Consider the following 15,620-nt stretch of genomic DNA (forward strand, 5'->3'; position numbering starts at 1 on the left):
CCATCCCTTCAAAGCACCTTGCGCTCCTGGGCCGATGTCTTTTTCGGATCGCAGGGGCCCAGAGCGTACAGGCGGATTTTCGTGCTGCGGGGGAATTCCTTGCGCAGCAGGTTTTGCAGGAGTTTGCGCATTTTCTCCGGGGCGACGTTTTCAAAAAGATCTTTGGCAAAACCATCCTGAAGGATGTTCCAGGCATTCTCCTCTGCCCGGTGAAAGAGCACCCGGCGATTGCGCTTGTAGGTCCGGATCTCCAGGCAGTGGCCCAGGGGCAGTTTGTCCAGGCGCTCCAGAATGGTGGAAAGGGCCGAGCTTTTGTCGAGCATGGTGATCGCGGGACGAAACAGCCCGTTACCGTCCGATGAGGCAAATGGAAATTTTGTCCAGGGCGTCTTGGCGAATCCAGTCCCATTTTTCCCTGAACAGGCGGTCGCTGCGAAACAGGTTGTTCTCCTGGGCGCGGGTCAGAAATCGATCCAGCTGTCCCGGTCCTCCGTTGTACATGGCGTAGAGCATTCCGGCCTGCAAGTCTGCTGTCCAGTTTGCTTCGGGTTCTTTGCGCATCCTGGGATGGGCGTATTTGGCGAAGTACAGGTCCAGGATCTCCACCCCGGCCTGGGCGTTGTAGGCGATGTCCCAGCGTAGGCGGGTCTGGTCGTAGAGGCCGCGCCAGACCCGTTCATTGATCTGCATGATGCCTACGGAAGTGTTGTTGTAGGACCGGATGTACAGGATATCCTTCCCGGATGTCGTGAACTGACGGAAACAGCTTTCCTGCCAGGCCGTGGCCAGGGCCAGGTCGTGGAAAAAATCGTGATGGTCGGCAGGCTTTTCGGCTTTGTCCAGAACCTCGTCGGTTCGATCCCGGAGCACTCCGGTCACCCGGTCCATGTACGCTTTCAGGTCTCGCCCCTGGAAAATCCAATGGGTAAGATCGGCTTCCAGTTCCGCCGGGGGGGACTCGGCCTGGGCGGTTCCAATGAAAAACGCCGCGAGATGGTCTTGGAGAAATTTCAGGCTCCGGGGCGACGGAGAATCCGGCAGCGTTGATTCCCGGTCGGCGTCCTCGTTGTCCGGCCCGTTGCTCAGCCTGTTGCCGAGCCCCAAGATGCGGCGCAACTCCGGAAGCAGTTCCGGGCCGTAGTCCAACAGAGTGTCCTGATTATCCAGCAGCCTGGCCAGGCGGATCAGCCCGTCCCGGCTGATCTCCAGCCCCAGGGTCGGCCCCAGCTTGTCCAGGGCCAAGAGGGCGTCGGAAGCAGAGAAAAAAGCCAGGTAGCCCAGCAAGGAGTTATTGTCGGCCTCCAGGAGATGGCCGCGAAACAACGGTCCAAGCCTGGTCCAGGTTTCCATGAACTGGACGCGGACCAAGTCGGTCTGGCCCACCGGGTCTTCGAGGTGATAGGCGAACTCATGGCGCATGCGCAGCAAAACGTCCAGCAGGAGCAACTGTTCGTCGTCCGTAAGTTGTCTGGTCGTCAAGGTCGTGATCAGATGCACCAAAAAAGCGTCCCAGACTTCCCAGGCGACAATGAACCGCTCCAGTTCCTCGTCGGACAGGTAGGGCTCCAACCATTCAGGTTCGGGCTGATACAGTTCGTCGAAAACCGTCATGACGTTTTCCAGGCGCAACCCTTGAGTCTGGACCAGCACGTCTGCCGGACGCAACTCTCGCAGCATTTCAAGTACCCCCGGTTGATCCTCAACGGGCAGCATCAGCGGCAGGAAGTCTTGCAGCTCCTGTTTGGGCGGGCCAAGGTTCACCGAAACGCCGGCCAGAGAGCCCAGAACGTAGTCCTCCACCAAACGCCATGCCAGGGAGGCCAGGCGGGCCGGTTGGCCGTCCGGGGTGCGCATTTCGGATTTGAGCGGTGTGAAGCGGAGGGTCCAGTCCTCGGGAGAGACCGAGGGATGTTGATACATGACCAGCACCCCGTCGAAACTCAGCGGAAGGACGCAATACCTGCCCATGCTCCGGCCGTAACGCAGATGGACCTGCGTTTCCATGAGCAGTTCGCCGCCTTCTTCCCGGAAGCGCGGAGCGGAAACAACGACGCCCTGACAACCGTCCTGCTCGTAATACAAGGTTTTGCGGCTCTTTTCCGTATCCACCCCCGCGACGATACCTCCTTCCAGAAACGTGTTTCGGACCATGGCGTTGAGCAGCGCGTAGTCGATGGTCATGGGCAGGATGACCTGTTTGGGCTCGCCCAAGGTGTCGGCGGTCGGAGAGGCGGTGGCGATCAACGTCGTCCAGACCAGCAGGCAACCGCACAGGACGGAATATCCGACTCCATGGCGAATTTTCAGCGTCATAGGCTTTTCTCCCCGGCCACGATCCGGAGTAGTTCCTCGGTCATGGTCAGGATATGGTGTTCACTTTTCCATGAAAAATCGTCGTTTTGCAAGACCAAGTGGGCTTGGCTGTAAAGCGGGCGTAGCATCGGCGGGCCTTGGAGCCAAAACGTCTCGTCCCTGGCCTGGCGCAGTTTGCGGTGAAAGCCGAACAGGAAGCGGGTGAAGGCTTCGGCCAGGGCCGGGAAGGCGTGGACCAGTTCGTTCCAGGCGGCCAGGGGCTTTTCCCGATTCCACAGGCCAAGGGAACTACCCCAGAACAGCGACCAGAACTCGTCCAGCATGTCCCGGGCCGACCGCGGGGCGTTTGTGGGGAGCAGGCGGTGGAGGTTGTACAATCCTTCGGTCGTTTTGGCCGACAGGAACAGGTTCCCATCCGCCGTTCTCGGTGTGTTCTCTCCCCGGCCTTTGGAACCGGCCAGCGCATGGACCAGTTGGGCCACGCGGCGGGGCAGGAAATGGTCGTGGCAACGATGGACCCCGTGATGGTCTGAATATGCGCAACCCCAGCAGCCCGCGCAGCTGACCCGGGCCTGAAGCACGAGGTGGCCGGGTTGATACGGGCCGGTTTCCCAAGGATTGACCGGGCCCAAGGACAGGTTGAGGACCCGCAGACCTGTCCAGGCGGCCAGGTGCATGGGCCCGGTGTCCGGCGTGACCAACAGTTCCAGGCTCTGGCCGAGGTCGGCGAACTGGGCCAGGGTCAGTCGGTCGGTCAGGTTGAGGACGTTGTGGCCGATCTGTTTTTGGACCTTGGAGGCAATGTCCCGTTCAGCGGGTCCGCCCAAAAGAATCGGCCGCAGGTCCCGGTGCAACAGCTCCCGGGCCAGGTCGATCCAAAACCGCGGTTTCGGGCGTTTGGCCGGTTCGCTGGCCCCCAGGAACAGACCGACGCGGCGTCGGTCCCCCAGACGGGTCCGGGGCTCGGGCCAGCGGGTGGCGGCGATCCGGGACAGGGGAACGCAGTCCAGGGCGTTCAGGTCGGCCCAATGGAATCGGTTGTGGCGGTTGGCGTGGACCAGGCCGGCCCGGTAGAGTTGCCATGGGCCATGAATGCGGCGCACGCCGTCGGCGGACTGCACGGGGCCGACGCGGTGCTCGGCCCGGACCTCTCCGGCCAGGCCCGCCGCGGCCCGTTCGTGGCTGAGGTTGACGCATAAGGCGAAGGAGGTCCGGCGCACTTGTTCGGTCGCGGTCCAGGGAAAGTAGGTGGCCGCCGGGCTGACGGGCAACAAGGCCTCGTAGAAGCGGGGCTCGCCCACCACCCAGAGCGGATGGCCCGGATGTTCCCGCTGCAACCACAGGAAAAGGGGAAAGGAGAGAATCAGGTCCCCCATGCGCTGCATTTGGAGGATGAGGATCGGCTTTGCGGACATTATCCGTAAACCGCGAGCATGGTTTTGAGCAGGGAGGTCATCCGCAGGTCGTAGGTATGCTCCCGGAGCACTCGTTTCCGTGCGGCCCGGGCGATTTTTTCGCGGGCCTGGGGACGGCGCAGATAGAAATCGATCAAGTCCGGGATTTCTTCGGGGTTTGCATAGGCCACGACCTCCCGTCCGGGCTCAAACAACTCGTCCATCTGGCGGCGCTGATCCGTGATCAGGAATTGACCGCAGGCCGGAATGTCGAAGACCCGCTGGTTCACCGCGCCTTTCATCTGCATGCTGGTGCAGTTAAAGTTGATCTCGGAGCAGGGATAGAATCGGGGCAGATCCGTGTAGTAGCTCAGTTCCGGGTGCCAACGCCACGCTTCCGGTCGGCCTCGCAGGGCGATCTTCCAGTACTTGTCCCCGGCGATGAGCGGTTGGAAGGGCAGGATGCTCCGGACGCAGCGGTTGCGGTACAGGCGGGTGGCTTCCCAGGTGATCGCGGTTTCGAAAGCCAGCCGTTCCTCCACCGATGACAGAGCCTCGAAGCATTGGAAAACCTCTGGGAAGGCGATCCGCAGGTGCTCCCGGACACTATCGTCTGTTGAATCCCCGAAGGACCGGGCCACATCGCGATAGGCCAGGAGCATGGGCCGGGGAAAGTGTCCGGCCTTGAGCCGGGCCGTCACCTTGGCCAGCATGGAGTTGCCCACGAAGGAGACCCGGGCCCGCCAAAAATCGGGACAGGCGCCGGGACGGCTCGCGGGGTCGGCGGGCGGGTGAAAGCGGTGGATGTCCGTGCCCAGGGGCAGGTAATGGACGTGCTCGAAGCCCATGGCCCGCAACGAATCCACGTTGTCCGCGTCCCAGGTGAAGATCGTGGTCCAGGGGCTGACCAGCCTAGTATAGACGTAGAGCACCAGGTGCGGGTTGTCCACGAACCAGGAGGCCAGGGGCAGGCGGCACTTTTCCAGCAGCTCCATGAGCACGCCTTCCCGATCCACCCCCAGGTGGTTGATGGTCAGGACCAGATCCGGCTTGAACTCCAGGATCGCGGTGAGCAGATCCTGGACGAATTCGGTTCGTCCGGTTTCCCGGGGCGTGAATTCCAGCAGTCGGTGAGGGACGTCCATGCGCTGGAAGGCCCCGATCACCTCGCCCAAAAGAAAATACTGGCTGGTCAGCAGCAGTACCCGGGGCGGCCAGGCGCGGCATTTGGGGTAGTTGGCCCGGGCCCAGATGTCGAAACGCGAGCTGGCCTCCAGGTGGGCCAGGATGACCTTGTAGTGGTCCGGATCCAGGCGGGCGTAGAGCGGGATGAGCACCGGGCGAAGCGGCAATCCGGCATGCTCCATCTGCCAGCGGGTCAAAGCGTCCAGAGCTTCTTCCGGAGTTGAGGAGTCCACCCAGAGAACCCGTGGATCGTCGACCAAGTCACGTGAGCCGGTCACGGCCTGGATCGTCGTCTCCTTATCCACCACGGCCACCGGCCCGGAGGTGGTTCGCAACAGTTCGCGCAGCGCGACGCCCAGTCCGCAACCCAGCAACACGGGCAGCCCGCGGGATGAGCCATCCAGCGCCGTCTTGACCAGATCCTCCTCTCGCCGCTTGCCGTCGCGTCCCCAGAGCCGCCATTTTCGGCCAGAGTCAAAAACAATCAGGACGTCTTCCGGAGGGGTAGCGGAGGAGGTTTCGGAGCCGCCGGGGACGGCCTCGGCTCGGTAGGCGATAGGGCGGGCGGGAGTGTCGAGTCCGGAAGCGGGCGTCGGGATCGAGGGTGGGGATTGATGGGCGTCGGTCATGGGCGGGTCACCAGGATTGAGCGTCCGGGGAGTGGTAATAGAACTCGACCCGTCGATTTCTTCGTCGGTTGTCTTCTGAATTGTTGGGCACCAGAGGCCGACTGTCCGCGTAGCCCACGGCCCGCATTCTGGTGGGGGAAAAGCCGCCGTGTTCCATAATATAGCGCAGGGCCGCGGTGGCCCGGGCCGAGGAGAGTTCCCAGTTTGAGGGAAACTGCGCTGTTCTGACGGGCGTATTGTCGGTGTGACCGCGGATGACCAGGTTCATGTTGTAATCGCGCAGAATCTTGATGGCCGCCTCCAGGGCCGGGACGGCCTCGGGTTTGAGCACGGCGGAGCCGACGTCGAACATGGATTCACTGTCCACCCGTAATACCAGCCCCTCGTCGTCCGCTTCCACGCCGATGCTTTTTTGCAGAGCCTCGTCGTCCTGCATGATGGTCCGCAATTGAACGACCATGCTCAGGACTTCCTCGTTTTGTTGGCTGAGTTCCAGATCCTTGCGCTCGAACTCCGAAGGGGAAAAGGCCACGTAGTCCGCCTCCCGGCGTTGGACCTGGACTCCGAAGGCGGTCTGGATGGAGCCGAGCATCTCCCGAAAACGGACGATGTCCATGTTCGCGAAGGAGAGCACCAGAATGAAGAAGGTCAGCAACAACGACATCAAGTCGGCGAAGGTGACCATCCACAAGGGGGCGCCTTCTTCTTCCTGGGGCGGTGTGTTGTTTCTGGGCATGGCGTCGGCGTCTTGAAAACGTGAAACGTCGCGAATACTTCCCTATTCTTGGCGCAGGGCCGGGGGCACGAAGGACTCCAGCTTTTCCAGGATCAGGCGCGGGTTTTCCCCGCGCAGAATGGACATCACCCCTTCCATGGTCATTTCCATGATCGTGACTTCCTCCAGGGAGCGTTCTTCCAGCTTTTTGGAAATGGGGATGAAGGCCAGATTGGCCATCAGGGCGCCGTAAAGAGTGGTCAGCAGGGCCAGGGCCATGCCCGGCCCGATGGCCGTGGGGTCGTCCAGAACCTGGAGCATGTTCACCAGGCCGATCAGGGTGCCGATCATCCCGAAGGCCGGAGCCATGGCCCCCATGCCCTTGAACACGCCTTGCCCCTGGCGGTGGCGCTGCTGGGTGAAGCTGAGTTCGGTCTCCAGGATGGTCCGGACCAGCCGCTCCTCGGTGCCGTCGGCGATCAGCATCACGCCTTTTTTCAAAAACTTGTCCGAAATCGTGGCTCGTTCCAGGGCGATCAGGCTTTCCTTGCGGGCCAGGTTGGCCAGGGCGACCACCTCTTCGATGACGAGCTTGGGGTTGGGGCTTCTGGAGAAAAAGGCTTTCAGCGCCACCTTGAACGATCCCAGCACCACGCCCATGGGGAACATGATGAAGGTTACGGAAACGGTGCCGCCTAATACGATCAGCGCCGACGGGGCGTTGACGAAGCCCATGAAGTCGCCGCCGAGCATGATGGCGATGAAGACGAAGATGACGCCGCTGATCAAGCCGAGCAGGGTTCCGATGTCCATAGCCTCTGGGACCTTCTATTTTTTGGGTTCCGCCGGGGACGACATTTCGATCTGCGCGTCGCGCAGCGTCAGTCTGACGTTGGAAACGGGGTTGGAGACAGGCAAAAAGGCTTGGCCGATGCTTACGTCCACTCCTGGGCGGATTTCTCCGGGTACTATCACCGCGCAAGAAGCCAGATCCGAGGCGGAGACCTGTTCGGTCCAGGCGAAGCGCTGTTTTTCCAGGACCGACAGTTTATGATCCAGCTCCCGCAGCAACTCCGTTTCCGCCTTGCTTTGGTTCTTCCGGGCGTCCAGGGACCCCCGGCGGGCTTTCAATGTCGCTATCGTGCTTTCCAGATCGGAAATTTTCTGCATCAAAAAGGGGTCATAGCCCAGGGTGACGGTGGTGACGGTGCTCATGCCGCCACCCAGTTGAGCGCCGACCCGGACCAGCCGTCGACAGACGGCTTCACCGCCGATCAGTCTGTCCCCCACTGCCAGGGCGTTGCCCACCAGAAGCTTGCAGTGCAGGCAGGCTCCTTCCACCAGTAGGTTCTTGCCGGCAATGAGCAGGGCGTTTTCGCAGAATCTGACCTTGATGCTGTTCTTGGCCTTCAATTCGGCCCGTTGGTCTCCCTTGATCCCGGCTTCCACATGGATGGATTGGGAGGCCTCCAGGGTCGCGGCTTCCACCGGGCCCTTGACCAGGATGTTTCGGCCCTTGACCTTGAATCCGGAACGGACCGATCCATGGATCACGACGTCGCCGACAAAGGAAATGTTCCCCGTGGCGTAGTCCACGTCCCGGCGGATGTTGAGCAGGGTTTTGACGGAAATCCTACCGTCGGGATCGTAATAGACGTATCCGTTGGCCGTGGCCAGTAGAAGCTTGGGGTTTTGAGGATCGACTTTGGTGTTCGTGCCGACGGGGAAAACCGGCTGTTCCAGAATGAACCGGGAATCGTGCTGGCCGACATCCTTGTCGGTTGTCTGGACCAGTTCGGCCAGGACCTGTCCGGTCACCACGTTGTGGACGTAGTCGCGGTTCAGGTGGTCCACCCGTTCGTTGCCCCGTGCCTTGGGCTTGATGTTCAGGTGGTTGAAATCCGGATCAAAGTGATGCTTCAAAACAAAAATCATGGCATCTCCACTCGCGATAAAACGTCCCGTCTACATCGGGAGGCGCGTGATCAGTTCGGATTCGTTCTCGATGAGCTCGAAGAAGGCCAGGAGTTGGACCAATTCCAGGGTTTTCACGACCACCTCATTGGGTTGGTACAGATAAAAACAGCCGTCCCGCTGACGAACCTTGTTGTTTAGAAAGACCAGAAACCCGATTCCGGAGCTGTCCAGAAACGTGACGCGACCGAGATCGCAGACCAGGATGGGCCGTTCGCCCATTTCCGTCAGGATGGTTTCGGCCTGGATCTTCATCGCCTGGGTCACCTCGTAGGTGATTTTTCCGGACAGGGACACCTTGGTCCAGTTGGTCATTGGTTCATGGTGCAAGTCGGCCATGATTTCTCCTGTTGGTGAATGCCTGAACGCGAGGGCGCTATGAGGCCGCGGGGTGGTTCGTCATCGTGAGCCCGGGCCGCGCAACCCCACCCGCAGGGCGCTGACGTCGTCGCCGAGCCGAGGGGTTTGGGAACAACCTAAACCGAAAAACAGGTCCCCGAGAACGCAGTCCGGGCGACCGACGAACTCGGCGGCCCGTTTCATGAATCGTTCCAGACCGAAGAACTCCCCGTGCCTGATCTCCCATTCATAGCAGCCGTCGGTAAAGAAAAAAAGCACGGTCTCGCCTTCCAGCTCGACGGTCTTCGGGGGCGCGGCGCAAGGAAAAACGCCCAGGGCGGGCATGCTTGCCGGCAACTGTTCCGGAACCGCTCCGCGACGCAGCACCATGCCCGGGACATGTCCGGCGTTGATGTAGTCCAGGGCGGACAGGTCGGCCCGGACATCCGCCACAAGCAGGGTGATGAAATCCCCGTCTTCCCCGGCGAATCTGCGCAACTGCTCGTTGATCAGTTCTACCAGTTCAGTCAGGCTTTGGGACGGGGCGCCGGAAAAGCGGACCATGGCCCGGACCATGGACATGATGAACGCGGCCTTGGCCCCGTGCCCGCTGACGTCGGCCATAACCACCCGCAGTCCACCGTCGGGCAGGGAGAAGTAATCGAAGTAATCTCCGCTGGCTTGGGACGAAGGCAGATAAAGGCTCTGGACCGTGATTCCGGGGTGACAAGGGGATGCGGTGGGCAGGAGGCGACGTTGCAGCCGCGCGATTTCCTCGATCTCCCGGTGCATGATCTCGTAGGCTTGGCGCAGACCGCGGGTCAGGCGGACCTGACGTTCGGCGACGCGAATCCTGGCCAGCAACTCCAGGGTGTCGAAGGGCTTGACCAGATAATCGTTGGCGCCCAGGTGCAGGGCCTCTGACTTTTGTTCCAGGGAGTCCTCGGAGGTCAGGACCAGGATGAACAGATCCTGATCCCGGAATTCCCGGCGAATATTGCGGATCACTTCCAGGCCGCCCATTCGGGGCATGTTCATGTCCAGGACGCAGATTTCCGGGCGGTCTTCCCGGTATGCTTCCAGGGCTTCGACGCCGTCGCGACAGGAGCGGATCCGGTATTCGTCCTGGAGGATCTGCTCCAGGTAGTGCCGCACCGTCATGGAGTCGTCCACGATCATGACGCTGATCAGGGCATCCACGCCCGGATGGACGCCCGGATGGACGTTCGGATGGACGTTCGGATGGACGTTCGGATGGACGTTCGGATGGACGTTCGGATGGACGTTCGGATGGACGTTTTGTCGAGTGTCCTGGTGCGGTGTTATCATGGAGTCCACGGAAGCAAACGGCTAACTGTATTGATAAAATCCTTTACCGGCAGTCCGTTCAAAAACCCCAAGTGCAAGGAGCAAAAAAAGTGCAAGGTCGAAGCGTATTTCTTGATACGTGAGAGTTTGAACTTTTTGCGGCGACGTCGCAATGGGGAGTTTTCAACGGACTGCTAAACATCCAGGGAGTCCCAGACCAGGGTCAGAGGCCCCCAGTTGCGCAGCGCCACGTCCATTTCCCTGCCGAAGCGTCCGGTGACGACCCGGTTGGGCAGCAGGGACTCCAGTTCGGCAACGAAGGCCGTGAACAAGGCTTCGGCCCGGCGGGGATCCGCGGCAGGGTGGAGTGAAGGACGGCGGCCCTTGCGGCAGTCGGCGTGCAAGGTGAACTGGGATACGGCCAGGATTCGACCTCCCACATCCGCCACGTCCCGGTCAAGTCTTCCGGTCTCATTGGGGAAGATTCGGACCTGGACCAGTTTGCGGGCCATCCGGGCCAGCATGGGGGAAGGCGTCGGCTCGGCCTCGTCTTCGCGTCCCAGCCCGACCAGGACCAGCAGGCCCAGGTCAATGGCCGCCACCGGTTCGCCTTCAACCGTCACCGAGGCGGACGTGACCCGTTGGACCACCAGCCGCATGTCATTCCTCCGAATACGTGGCGATGGAGGTGGGACCCTCGGCCACGGAAACGGCGTGCATGGTTGCTCCGGGTCCGGGCAGCAGGGTCGCGAGACGGTGATAAATATACCGGGCCAGGTGCTCCGAGGAGGGGTTGATTTCGGTGAACTCGGGCAGCTCGTTCAGGTTGCGGTGGTCCAGTTCGGCCAGGACCTGTTTGAGTAGGGACTTGAGTTCCTGAAAATCCATCACAATGCCCAGCTTTGGGTCCAAGTCGCGGCCTTGGACCTGGACCTGGACAGCGAAATTGTGGCCGTGCAGGGATTCGCATTTGCCCTGATAATGGCGCAACTGGTGCGCGGAACTAAAGTGGTCGGTGACGGTCAGTCGCCAGATTCCTTGGGGCATGGTCAATCACCTGCTCAGGTCGGCGGTCGCGGAGGCGGGCGACCCGGCGTCGTGCCAGGCGGTCACGTCCTTCCAGAACTGCGGGCCCGGCGACACTTGATGCTGGGGCCCGAGCTGCAGAATGCATCGGCCCTCGGGAAGGTCCAGGACCACTCGGACCGGTGTCTGGCCCGCGTGCTTTTCGAAGAGCCGTTGCAGTTCCACGAGGTCGTCCTTGGCCAGGTCGGCGCGCTCGATGCGCAGATGCACCGGTTCGTCGTTGCGGGCGCAGGCCTCGCCGAGGGGACTGACCCGTAACACCTCCAGCTTGAGCTGTTGGGAAGCGTTCTCCGAGCCTGCGTCCCCTCGGCCCTCGTAATCGCTGATCCGAGCTTCCAGGAGCAGCGGGCGGTCGCTTTGAAAGTGACTCTTGGCCGGCAAGTAGACATCCCCGAAGACCGTAGCCTCGGCCATGCCGGTGAGGTCCTCGATCTGACAAAAGGCCATCTTGTCGCCCCTGCGGGTCTGGAATTCCTTGATCCCGGTGACCAAGACACCCAAACGAACCTCGGTCTTCTTGGACAGCTCCTGACATTCCTGGATCGTGCGCACTCCCAGTCGGCGGGCTTCTTCACGAAATGGACGCAACGGGTTGCTGGTCAGGAAAAATCCCAGGGCTTCCTTTTCAAAACGAGATTTTTCTTCGTCGCTCCACTCCGGTTCCGGTCCGTCGCCTACCGGATCCAGGCCGCAGACAAGTTCCAGGGCCATGTTCTCTCCGCCGGGCAGACAGGAGAACAGCGACATTTGCGAGCGCTTCTTTTCCTTGGCCCGTTTTTGGGCCGTGGCCATGGCCGTATCCACTCCGGCCAGCACCCTGGCCCGTCCGGGATGGATGGAGTCAAAAGCGCCGCTCTTGATCAGGTATTCCAGGACGCGCTTGGTCACCTTGCGGGTATTCACCCGCTGGCACAAATCGGTCAGCCCACGATAGAGCCCTTCACCCCGGCCTTGGATGATTTCCCGGATGGCCTCCTCGCCTACGTTCTTGACTCCGGACAAACCGAAGCGAATTTTGTCCTCCTCGACGCTGAACCGGGCCTGGCTGTGGTTCACGTCCGGAGGCAGGATCGAGATGTCCATCTCCCCGCAGTCGTTGAGATAACGCAGAATTTTGTCCGCGTTGTCCACTTCCGAGCTGATCAACGCGGCCATGAATTCCACCGGATAATGGGCCTTGAGATAGGCGGTCTGGTAGGAGATCAGGGCATAGGCCGCGCTGTGGGACTTGTTGAAGCCGTACCCGGCGAACTTTTCCATCAGGTCGAAAATCTGGGCGGCCTTGACCTCGGGCAGGCCGTTCTCGCGCACGCCCTGCATGAACCGGGAGCGCTGCTGGGCCATGACCTGGGGGTCCTTCTTGCCCATGGCCCGGCGCAGGATGTCCGCCTCGCCCAGGGAGTAGGCCGCCAGGTCCGAGGCGATCTTCATGACCTGTTCCTGGTAGAGGATCACCCCGTAGGTGTCCTTGAGAATCGGCTCCAGCTGGGGCAGCAGGTATTCCACCGGGAGCTGGCCGTGCTTGCAACGGATGAAGGTGGTCACCATGCCGCTTTCCAGCGGACCCGGACGGTACAGGGCCAACAGGGCGATGACGTCCTCGAAGCAGGAGGGCCGCAAATCCATGAGCACCCGGCGCATCCCCGAACTTTCCAACTGGAAGATGCCCTCGGTCCGGCCTTCGCAGAGCAGCTTGAAGGTCTCGGAGTCGTCCAGGGGCAGGTGGGCCATGTCCGGCGGGGTCTTGCCGCCCTCGCGGATCAGGTCCACGGCGTCCTGGATCACGGTGAGGGTCTTCAAGCCCAGAAAGTCGAACTTGATCAGCCCCACGCTCTCCACGCACTTCATGTCCCACTGGGTGACGGTTTCCTTCTTCTTGCCCACGCACAGCGGAACGTGTTCCACCATGGCCCGGTCCGAGAGGACCACGCCCGCGGCGTGGGTGGAGGCGTGCCGGGCCAATCCTTCCAAACGCAGGGAAATATCGATCAACCGGCCCACCGTGGGGTCGGTTTCAGCCAGCTTCTTCAGATCCGGCTCCTGCTCCAGGGCATTGGCAATGGTCATGCCCAGGGAGCCGGGAACCAGCTTGGCGATCTTGTCCGTTTCCGAGGGCTTGAGCCCCAGGGCCCGGCCTACGTCGCGGACAGCGGCCCGGGCTTTCATCCGGCCGAAGGTGATGATCTGGGCCACGTTGTTCTGGCCGTACTTTTCCGAAACGTATTTGAGCACTTCCTCGCGCCGGGTAAAGCAGAAATCCACGTCGATATCCGGCAGGCTGACCCGCTCGGCGTTCAGGAAGCGTTCGAAGAGCAGATTATAGGGGATGGGGTCCAGGTCCGTGATCCGCAGGGCGTAGGCCACCAGGCTGCCGGCGGCGGACCCCCGGCCCGGGCCCACGGGGATGTTCCGGGACTTGGCCCAGTTGATGAAGTCCTGGACGATGAGAAAATATCCGGCAAAGCCCTTGGAGCAAATCACGTCCAGTTCGGTGGCCAGCCGCTGGTCGTAGACCTCGCGGTCCGCGCCGGGTCGGATTTTGGCCAGCCGCTCATCCAGCCCCTGGCGGGCGGCCCGGCGCAGCTCCTCTTCCAGGGTCATGCCCTCGGGCAGGCTGTAGGCCGGGAAATGAGGCTTGTTGAACGTCAGTTCCAGATTGCAGACTTCGGCGATTTCCGCCGTGGCCGCCAGGGCCTGGGGGCAATGGGCGAATGCGGCCTCCATTTCCTCGGGCTTGCGATAGTACAGCTCCTTGGTGTCGAAGCGCATCCGCTTCTCGCTCGTCTCGCAGGCGTTGGTCTGGATGCAGAGCAGGATGTCGTGGGCCTGGACGTCCTCGGCGGTCAGGTAGTGGCAGTCGTTGGTGGCCACCAAGGGCAGCCTGGTCGCCTCGGCCAGTTCCTGCAGCCGCTGATTCAGGACGATCTGGTCGGCCAGGCCGTTGGCCTGCATTTCCAGGTAGAACCGCCCCGGAAACAGGTCGGCGTAAAATCTGGCCGTCTCCAGGCCGACGTCGAAGCCCTCATGGGTCAGCTTGTAGGGCACCTCGCCCTTGAGGCAGGCGGACAGGGCGATCAGCCCTTCGGAGCACTGGGCCAGGATTTCCTTGTCCACCCGCGGCTTGTAGTGAAAGCCTTCCATGTGGCCCTGGGAAACGAGGCGGATCAGGTTGCGGTAGCCGGTCTCGTTCTGGGCCAGGAGCACCAGATGGTATCCGGCCTGGGACGCGGAGCGGGCGTCCCGGTCGTGCCGGCTGTTCCGGGCCACGTAGACCTCGCAGCCGATGATCGGCTTCAGGCCGAAGGACTTGGCCGTCTTGTAGAACGTTATCGCGCCGTAAAGATTGCCGTGGTCCGTGATGGCCACGGAACTCATGCCGAAATCCTTGGCCTTGGCGCAAAGATCCTTGATCCGAATGGCGCCGTCCAGCAGGCTGTATTCGGTGTGGCAGTGCAGGTGAACGAAGTCGGGCATGGGGGAGGTGTAAAGTCAGAAGTCAGAATTCGGGAGCCAGAGGGTGGAAGGGCGTGAAAGTCGGGGCTTGGCATCCGGACGAATATCACTGTTCGGATTTCCTAAAGCCGCGCCAATCATTTTTCGGCCTTCTCCCTTTCCACCCCCTGGGCACGAGTGGATTTTCGAGAGCGGGGACTCAGCCCAATGACTTGGCCACTTTGGCGGTCAGGCGCATCAGTTGGTTGCAGAATCCGGCCTCGTTGTCGTACCAGACGATGATCTTGGCCATGTTGTCCCGCATCACGCTGGTGCAGGGGCCGTCCACCACGCCGCCGAAGGTGCTGCCGTAGTAGTCCACGGAAACCAGAGGTTCCTCGGTGTAGCCGAGGATGTTTTTCAGCGGACCTTCGGCTGCCTGGCGGAAGGCGGCGTTGAGGGCGTCCTTGTCCGTGGGCTTGGTGGTGTGGGCCACGAGGTCGACCATGGAGACGTTGGGCGTGGGCACCCGGATGGCCATCCCGTCCAGCCGACCCTTGGTTTCGGGCAGGACTTCGGCCACGGCCCGGGCCGCGCCGGTGGTGGTGGGCAGCATGGACATGCAGGCGGCCCGACCCCGTCGCGGGTCCTTGTGCGAGCCGTCCAGGATGCGCTGGCTCATGGTGTAGGAGTGGACCGTGGTCATCAGGCCGTACTCGAAGCCGAAAGCGTCGCTGATCACCTTGATCGTCGGGGCCAGACAGTTGGTGGTGCAGGAGGCGTTGGACACGATATGGTGGGTGAAGGGGTCGTAGACGTTGTCGTTGACTCCCATGACCACGGTCAGATCCGGGTCCTTGGCCGGTGCGCTGATCAGCACCTTTTTCGCCCCGCATTGCAGGTGTTTTTGACAGCTTTCCCGGTCGGTGAACTTGCCGGTGGTCTCCAGGACGATGTCCACGCCCAGGTCCTTCCAGGCCCATTCCCCCGGGCCGTTGCGCGTGACCTTGATTTGCTTTCCGTTCATCAGGAACCCGTCGTTGTTGGCTTCCAGGTCTCCGTTGAATCGTCCGTGGACGGAGTCGTACTTCAACAGGTGCGTCAAGGCCTTGTTGTCCGCTCGGGCATTGACCGCCGCCAGTTGCAGATCCTTGTTTTCAGCCAACAGCCGCACCACGTACCGTCCGATGCGTCCAAAACCGTTGATTCCTATGCGTACGGACATCGTATATTCCTCCTTCTGGA

13 protein-coding genes are annotated in these 15,620 nt (G+C 61.6%); all 13 read right to left on the reverse strand.

Features of this window, described 5'->3' with window-relative positions:
- Window positions 1-8: 8 nt before the first annotated feature.
- Entirely contained in the window at window positions 9-323 is a 315-nt protein-coding gene (locus AC559A_RS06400) for a hypothetical protein (RefSeq protein WP_498816905.1), read from the reverse strand.
- Window positions 324-348: 25 nt separating this feature from the next.
- Window positions 349-2,313 carry a lytic transglycosylase domain-containing protein gene (locus tag AC559A_RS06405; protein ID WP_498816907.1) on the reverse strand — a complete coding sequence of 655 codons (1,965 nt, stop codon included), beginning with the start codon at window positions 2,311-2,313 and terminating at the stop codon, window positions 349-351.
- Entirely contained in the window at window positions 2,310-3,728 is a 1,419-nt protein-coding gene (locus tag AC559A_RS06410; RefSeq protein ID WP_498816909.1) for a glycosyltransferase family 9 protein, read from the reverse strand. The genes AC559A_RS06405 and AC559A_RS06410 overlap by 4 nt, the downstream gene beginning before the upstream one ends.
- Window positions 3,728-5,521 (reverse strand): CgeB family protein, encoded by a 1,794-nt coding sequence (locus AC559A_RS06415; RefSeq protein ID WP_498816911.1) that lies wholly within the window; start codon window positions 5,519-5,521, stop codon window positions 3,728-3,730. The genes AC559A_RS06410 and AC559A_RS06415 overlap by 1 nt, the downstream gene beginning before the upstream one ends.
- 7 nt (window positions 5,522-5,528) lie before the next feature.
- Window positions 5,529-6,257, reverse strand: coding sequence for an OmpA/MotB family protein (locus AC559A_RS06420; RefSeq protein ID WP_028573338.1), 729 nt, complete (start codon window positions 6,255-6,257; stop codon window positions 5,529-5,531).
- 42 nt (window positions 6,258-6,299) lie between these two features.
- Entirely contained in the window at window positions 6,300-7,049 is a 750-nt protein-coding gene (locus AC559A_RS06425; RefSeq protein ID WP_498816913.1) for a motility protein A, read from the reverse strand.
- A 15-nt stretch (window positions 7,050-7,064) separates the two neighbouring features.
- Window positions 7,065-8,171 (reverse strand): flagellar assembly protein A, encoded by a 1,107-nt coding sequence (locus tag AC559A_RS06430; RefSeq protein ID WP_498816915.1) that lies wholly within the window; start codon window positions 8,169-8,171, stop codon window positions 7,065-7,067.
- Between the two features lie 30 nt (window positions 8,172-8,201).
- Window positions 8,202-8,549, reverse strand: coding sequence for an STAS domain-containing protein (locus AC559A_RS06435; protein ID WP_035261973.1), 348 nt, complete (start codon window positions 8,547-8,549; stop codon window positions 8,202-8,204).
- Between the two features lie 60 nt (window positions 8,550-8,609).
- The gene (locus tag AC559A_RS06440) at window positions 8,610-9,878 is read right to left on the reverse strand and encodes a PP2C family protein-serine/threonine phosphatase (RefSeq protein WP_498816917.1); all 1,269 of its coding nucleotides are present in this window, start codon (window positions 9,876-9,878) and stop codon (window positions 8,610-8,612) included.
- A 173-nt stretch (window positions 9,879-10,051) separates the two neighbouring features.
- Window positions 10,052-10,516: a D-aminoacyl-tRNA deacylase gene (gene dtd / locus AC559A_RS06445; protein WP_498816919.1), complete on the reverse strand. Its 465-nt coding sequence runs from the start codon at window positions 10,514-10,516 to the stop codon at window positions 10,052-10,054.
- Window position 10,517: 1 nt separating this feature from the next.
- Complete coding sequence (gene queD, locus AC559A_RS06450) at window positions 10,518-10,904, reverse strand: 6-carboxytetrahydropterin synthase QueD (RefSeq protein WP_498816920.1); 387 nt, start codon at window positions 10,902-10,904, stop codon at window positions 10,518-10,520.
- Between the two features lie 6 nt (window positions 10,905-10,910).
- Window positions 10,911-14,417 (reverse strand): DNA polymerase III subunit alpha, encoded by a 3,507-nt coding sequence (dnaE, locus tag AC559A_RS06455; RefSeq protein ID WP_498816922.1) that lies wholly within the window; start codon window positions 14,415-14,417, stop codon window positions 10,911-10,913.
- Window positions 14,418-14,595: 178 nt separating this feature from the next.
- Window positions 14,596-15,600 carry a type I glyceraldehyde-3-phosphate dehydrogenase gene (gap, locus tag AC559A_RS06460; protein ID WP_028573345.1) on the reverse strand — a complete coding sequence of 335 codons (1,005 nt, stop codon included), beginning with the start codon at window positions 15,598-15,600 and terminating at the stop codon, window positions 14,596-14,598.
- Window positions 15,601-15,620 lie beyond the last annotated feature (20 nt).

Source organism: Desulfonatronum zhilinae (assembly GCF_900182865.1).
GTDB classification, from domain to species: Bacteria; Desulfobacterota; Desulfovibrionia; order Desulfovibrionales; family Desulfonatronaceae; genus Desulfonatronum; species Desulfonatronum lacustre.

Coding starts and splice junctions, on each gene's coding strand:
- AC559A_RS06400 (WP_498816905.1), bottom strand. CDS start 323: ATGCTCGACAAAAGCTCGGCCCTTTCCACCATTCTGGAGCGCCTGGAC.
- AC559A_RS06405 (WP_498816907.1), bottom strand. CDS start 2,313: ATGACGCTGAAAATTCGCCATGGAGTCGGATATTCCGTCCTGTGCGGT.
- AC559A_RS06410 (WP_498816909.1), bottom strand. CDS start 3,728: ATGTCCGCAAAGCCGATCCTCATCCTCCAAATGCAGCGCATGGGGGAC.
- AC559A_RS06415 (WP_498816911.1), bottom strand. CDS start 5,521: ATGACCGACGCCCATCAATCCCCACCCTCGATCCCGACGCCCGCTTCC.
- AC559A_RS06420 (WP_028573338.1), bottom strand. CDS start 6,257: ATGCCCAGAAACAACACACCGCCCCAGGAAGAAGAAGGCGCCCCCTTG.
- AC559A_RS06425 (WP_498816913.1), bottom strand. CDS start 7,049: ATGGACATCGGAACCCTGCTCGGCTTGATCAGCGGCGTCATCTTCGTC.
- AC559A_RS06430 (WP_498816915.1), bottom strand. CDS start 8,171: ATGATTTTTGTTTTGAAGCATCACTTTGATCCGGATTTCAACCACCTG.
- AC559A_RS06435 (WP_035261973.1), bottom strand. CDS start 8,549: ATGGCCGACTTGCACCATGAACCAATGACCAACTGGACCAAGGTGTCC.
- AC559A_RS06440 (WP_498816917.1), bottom strand. CDS start 9,878: ATGATAACACCGCACCAGGACACTCGACAAAACGTCCATCCGAACGTC.
- dtd (WP_498816919.1), bottom strand. CDS start 10,516: ATGCGGCTGGTGGTCCAACGGGTCACGTCCGCCTCGGTGACGGTTGAA.
- queD (WP_498816920.1), bottom strand. CDS start 10,904: ATGCCCCAAGGAATCTGGCGACTGACCGTCACCGACCACTTTAGTTCC.
- dnaE (WP_498816922.1), bottom strand. CDS start 14,417: ATGCCCGACTTCGTTCACCTGCACTGCCACACCGAATACAGCCTGCTG.
- gap (WP_028573345.1), bottom strand. CDS start 15,600: ATGTCCGTACGCATAGGAATCAACGGTTTTGGACGCATCGGACGGTAC.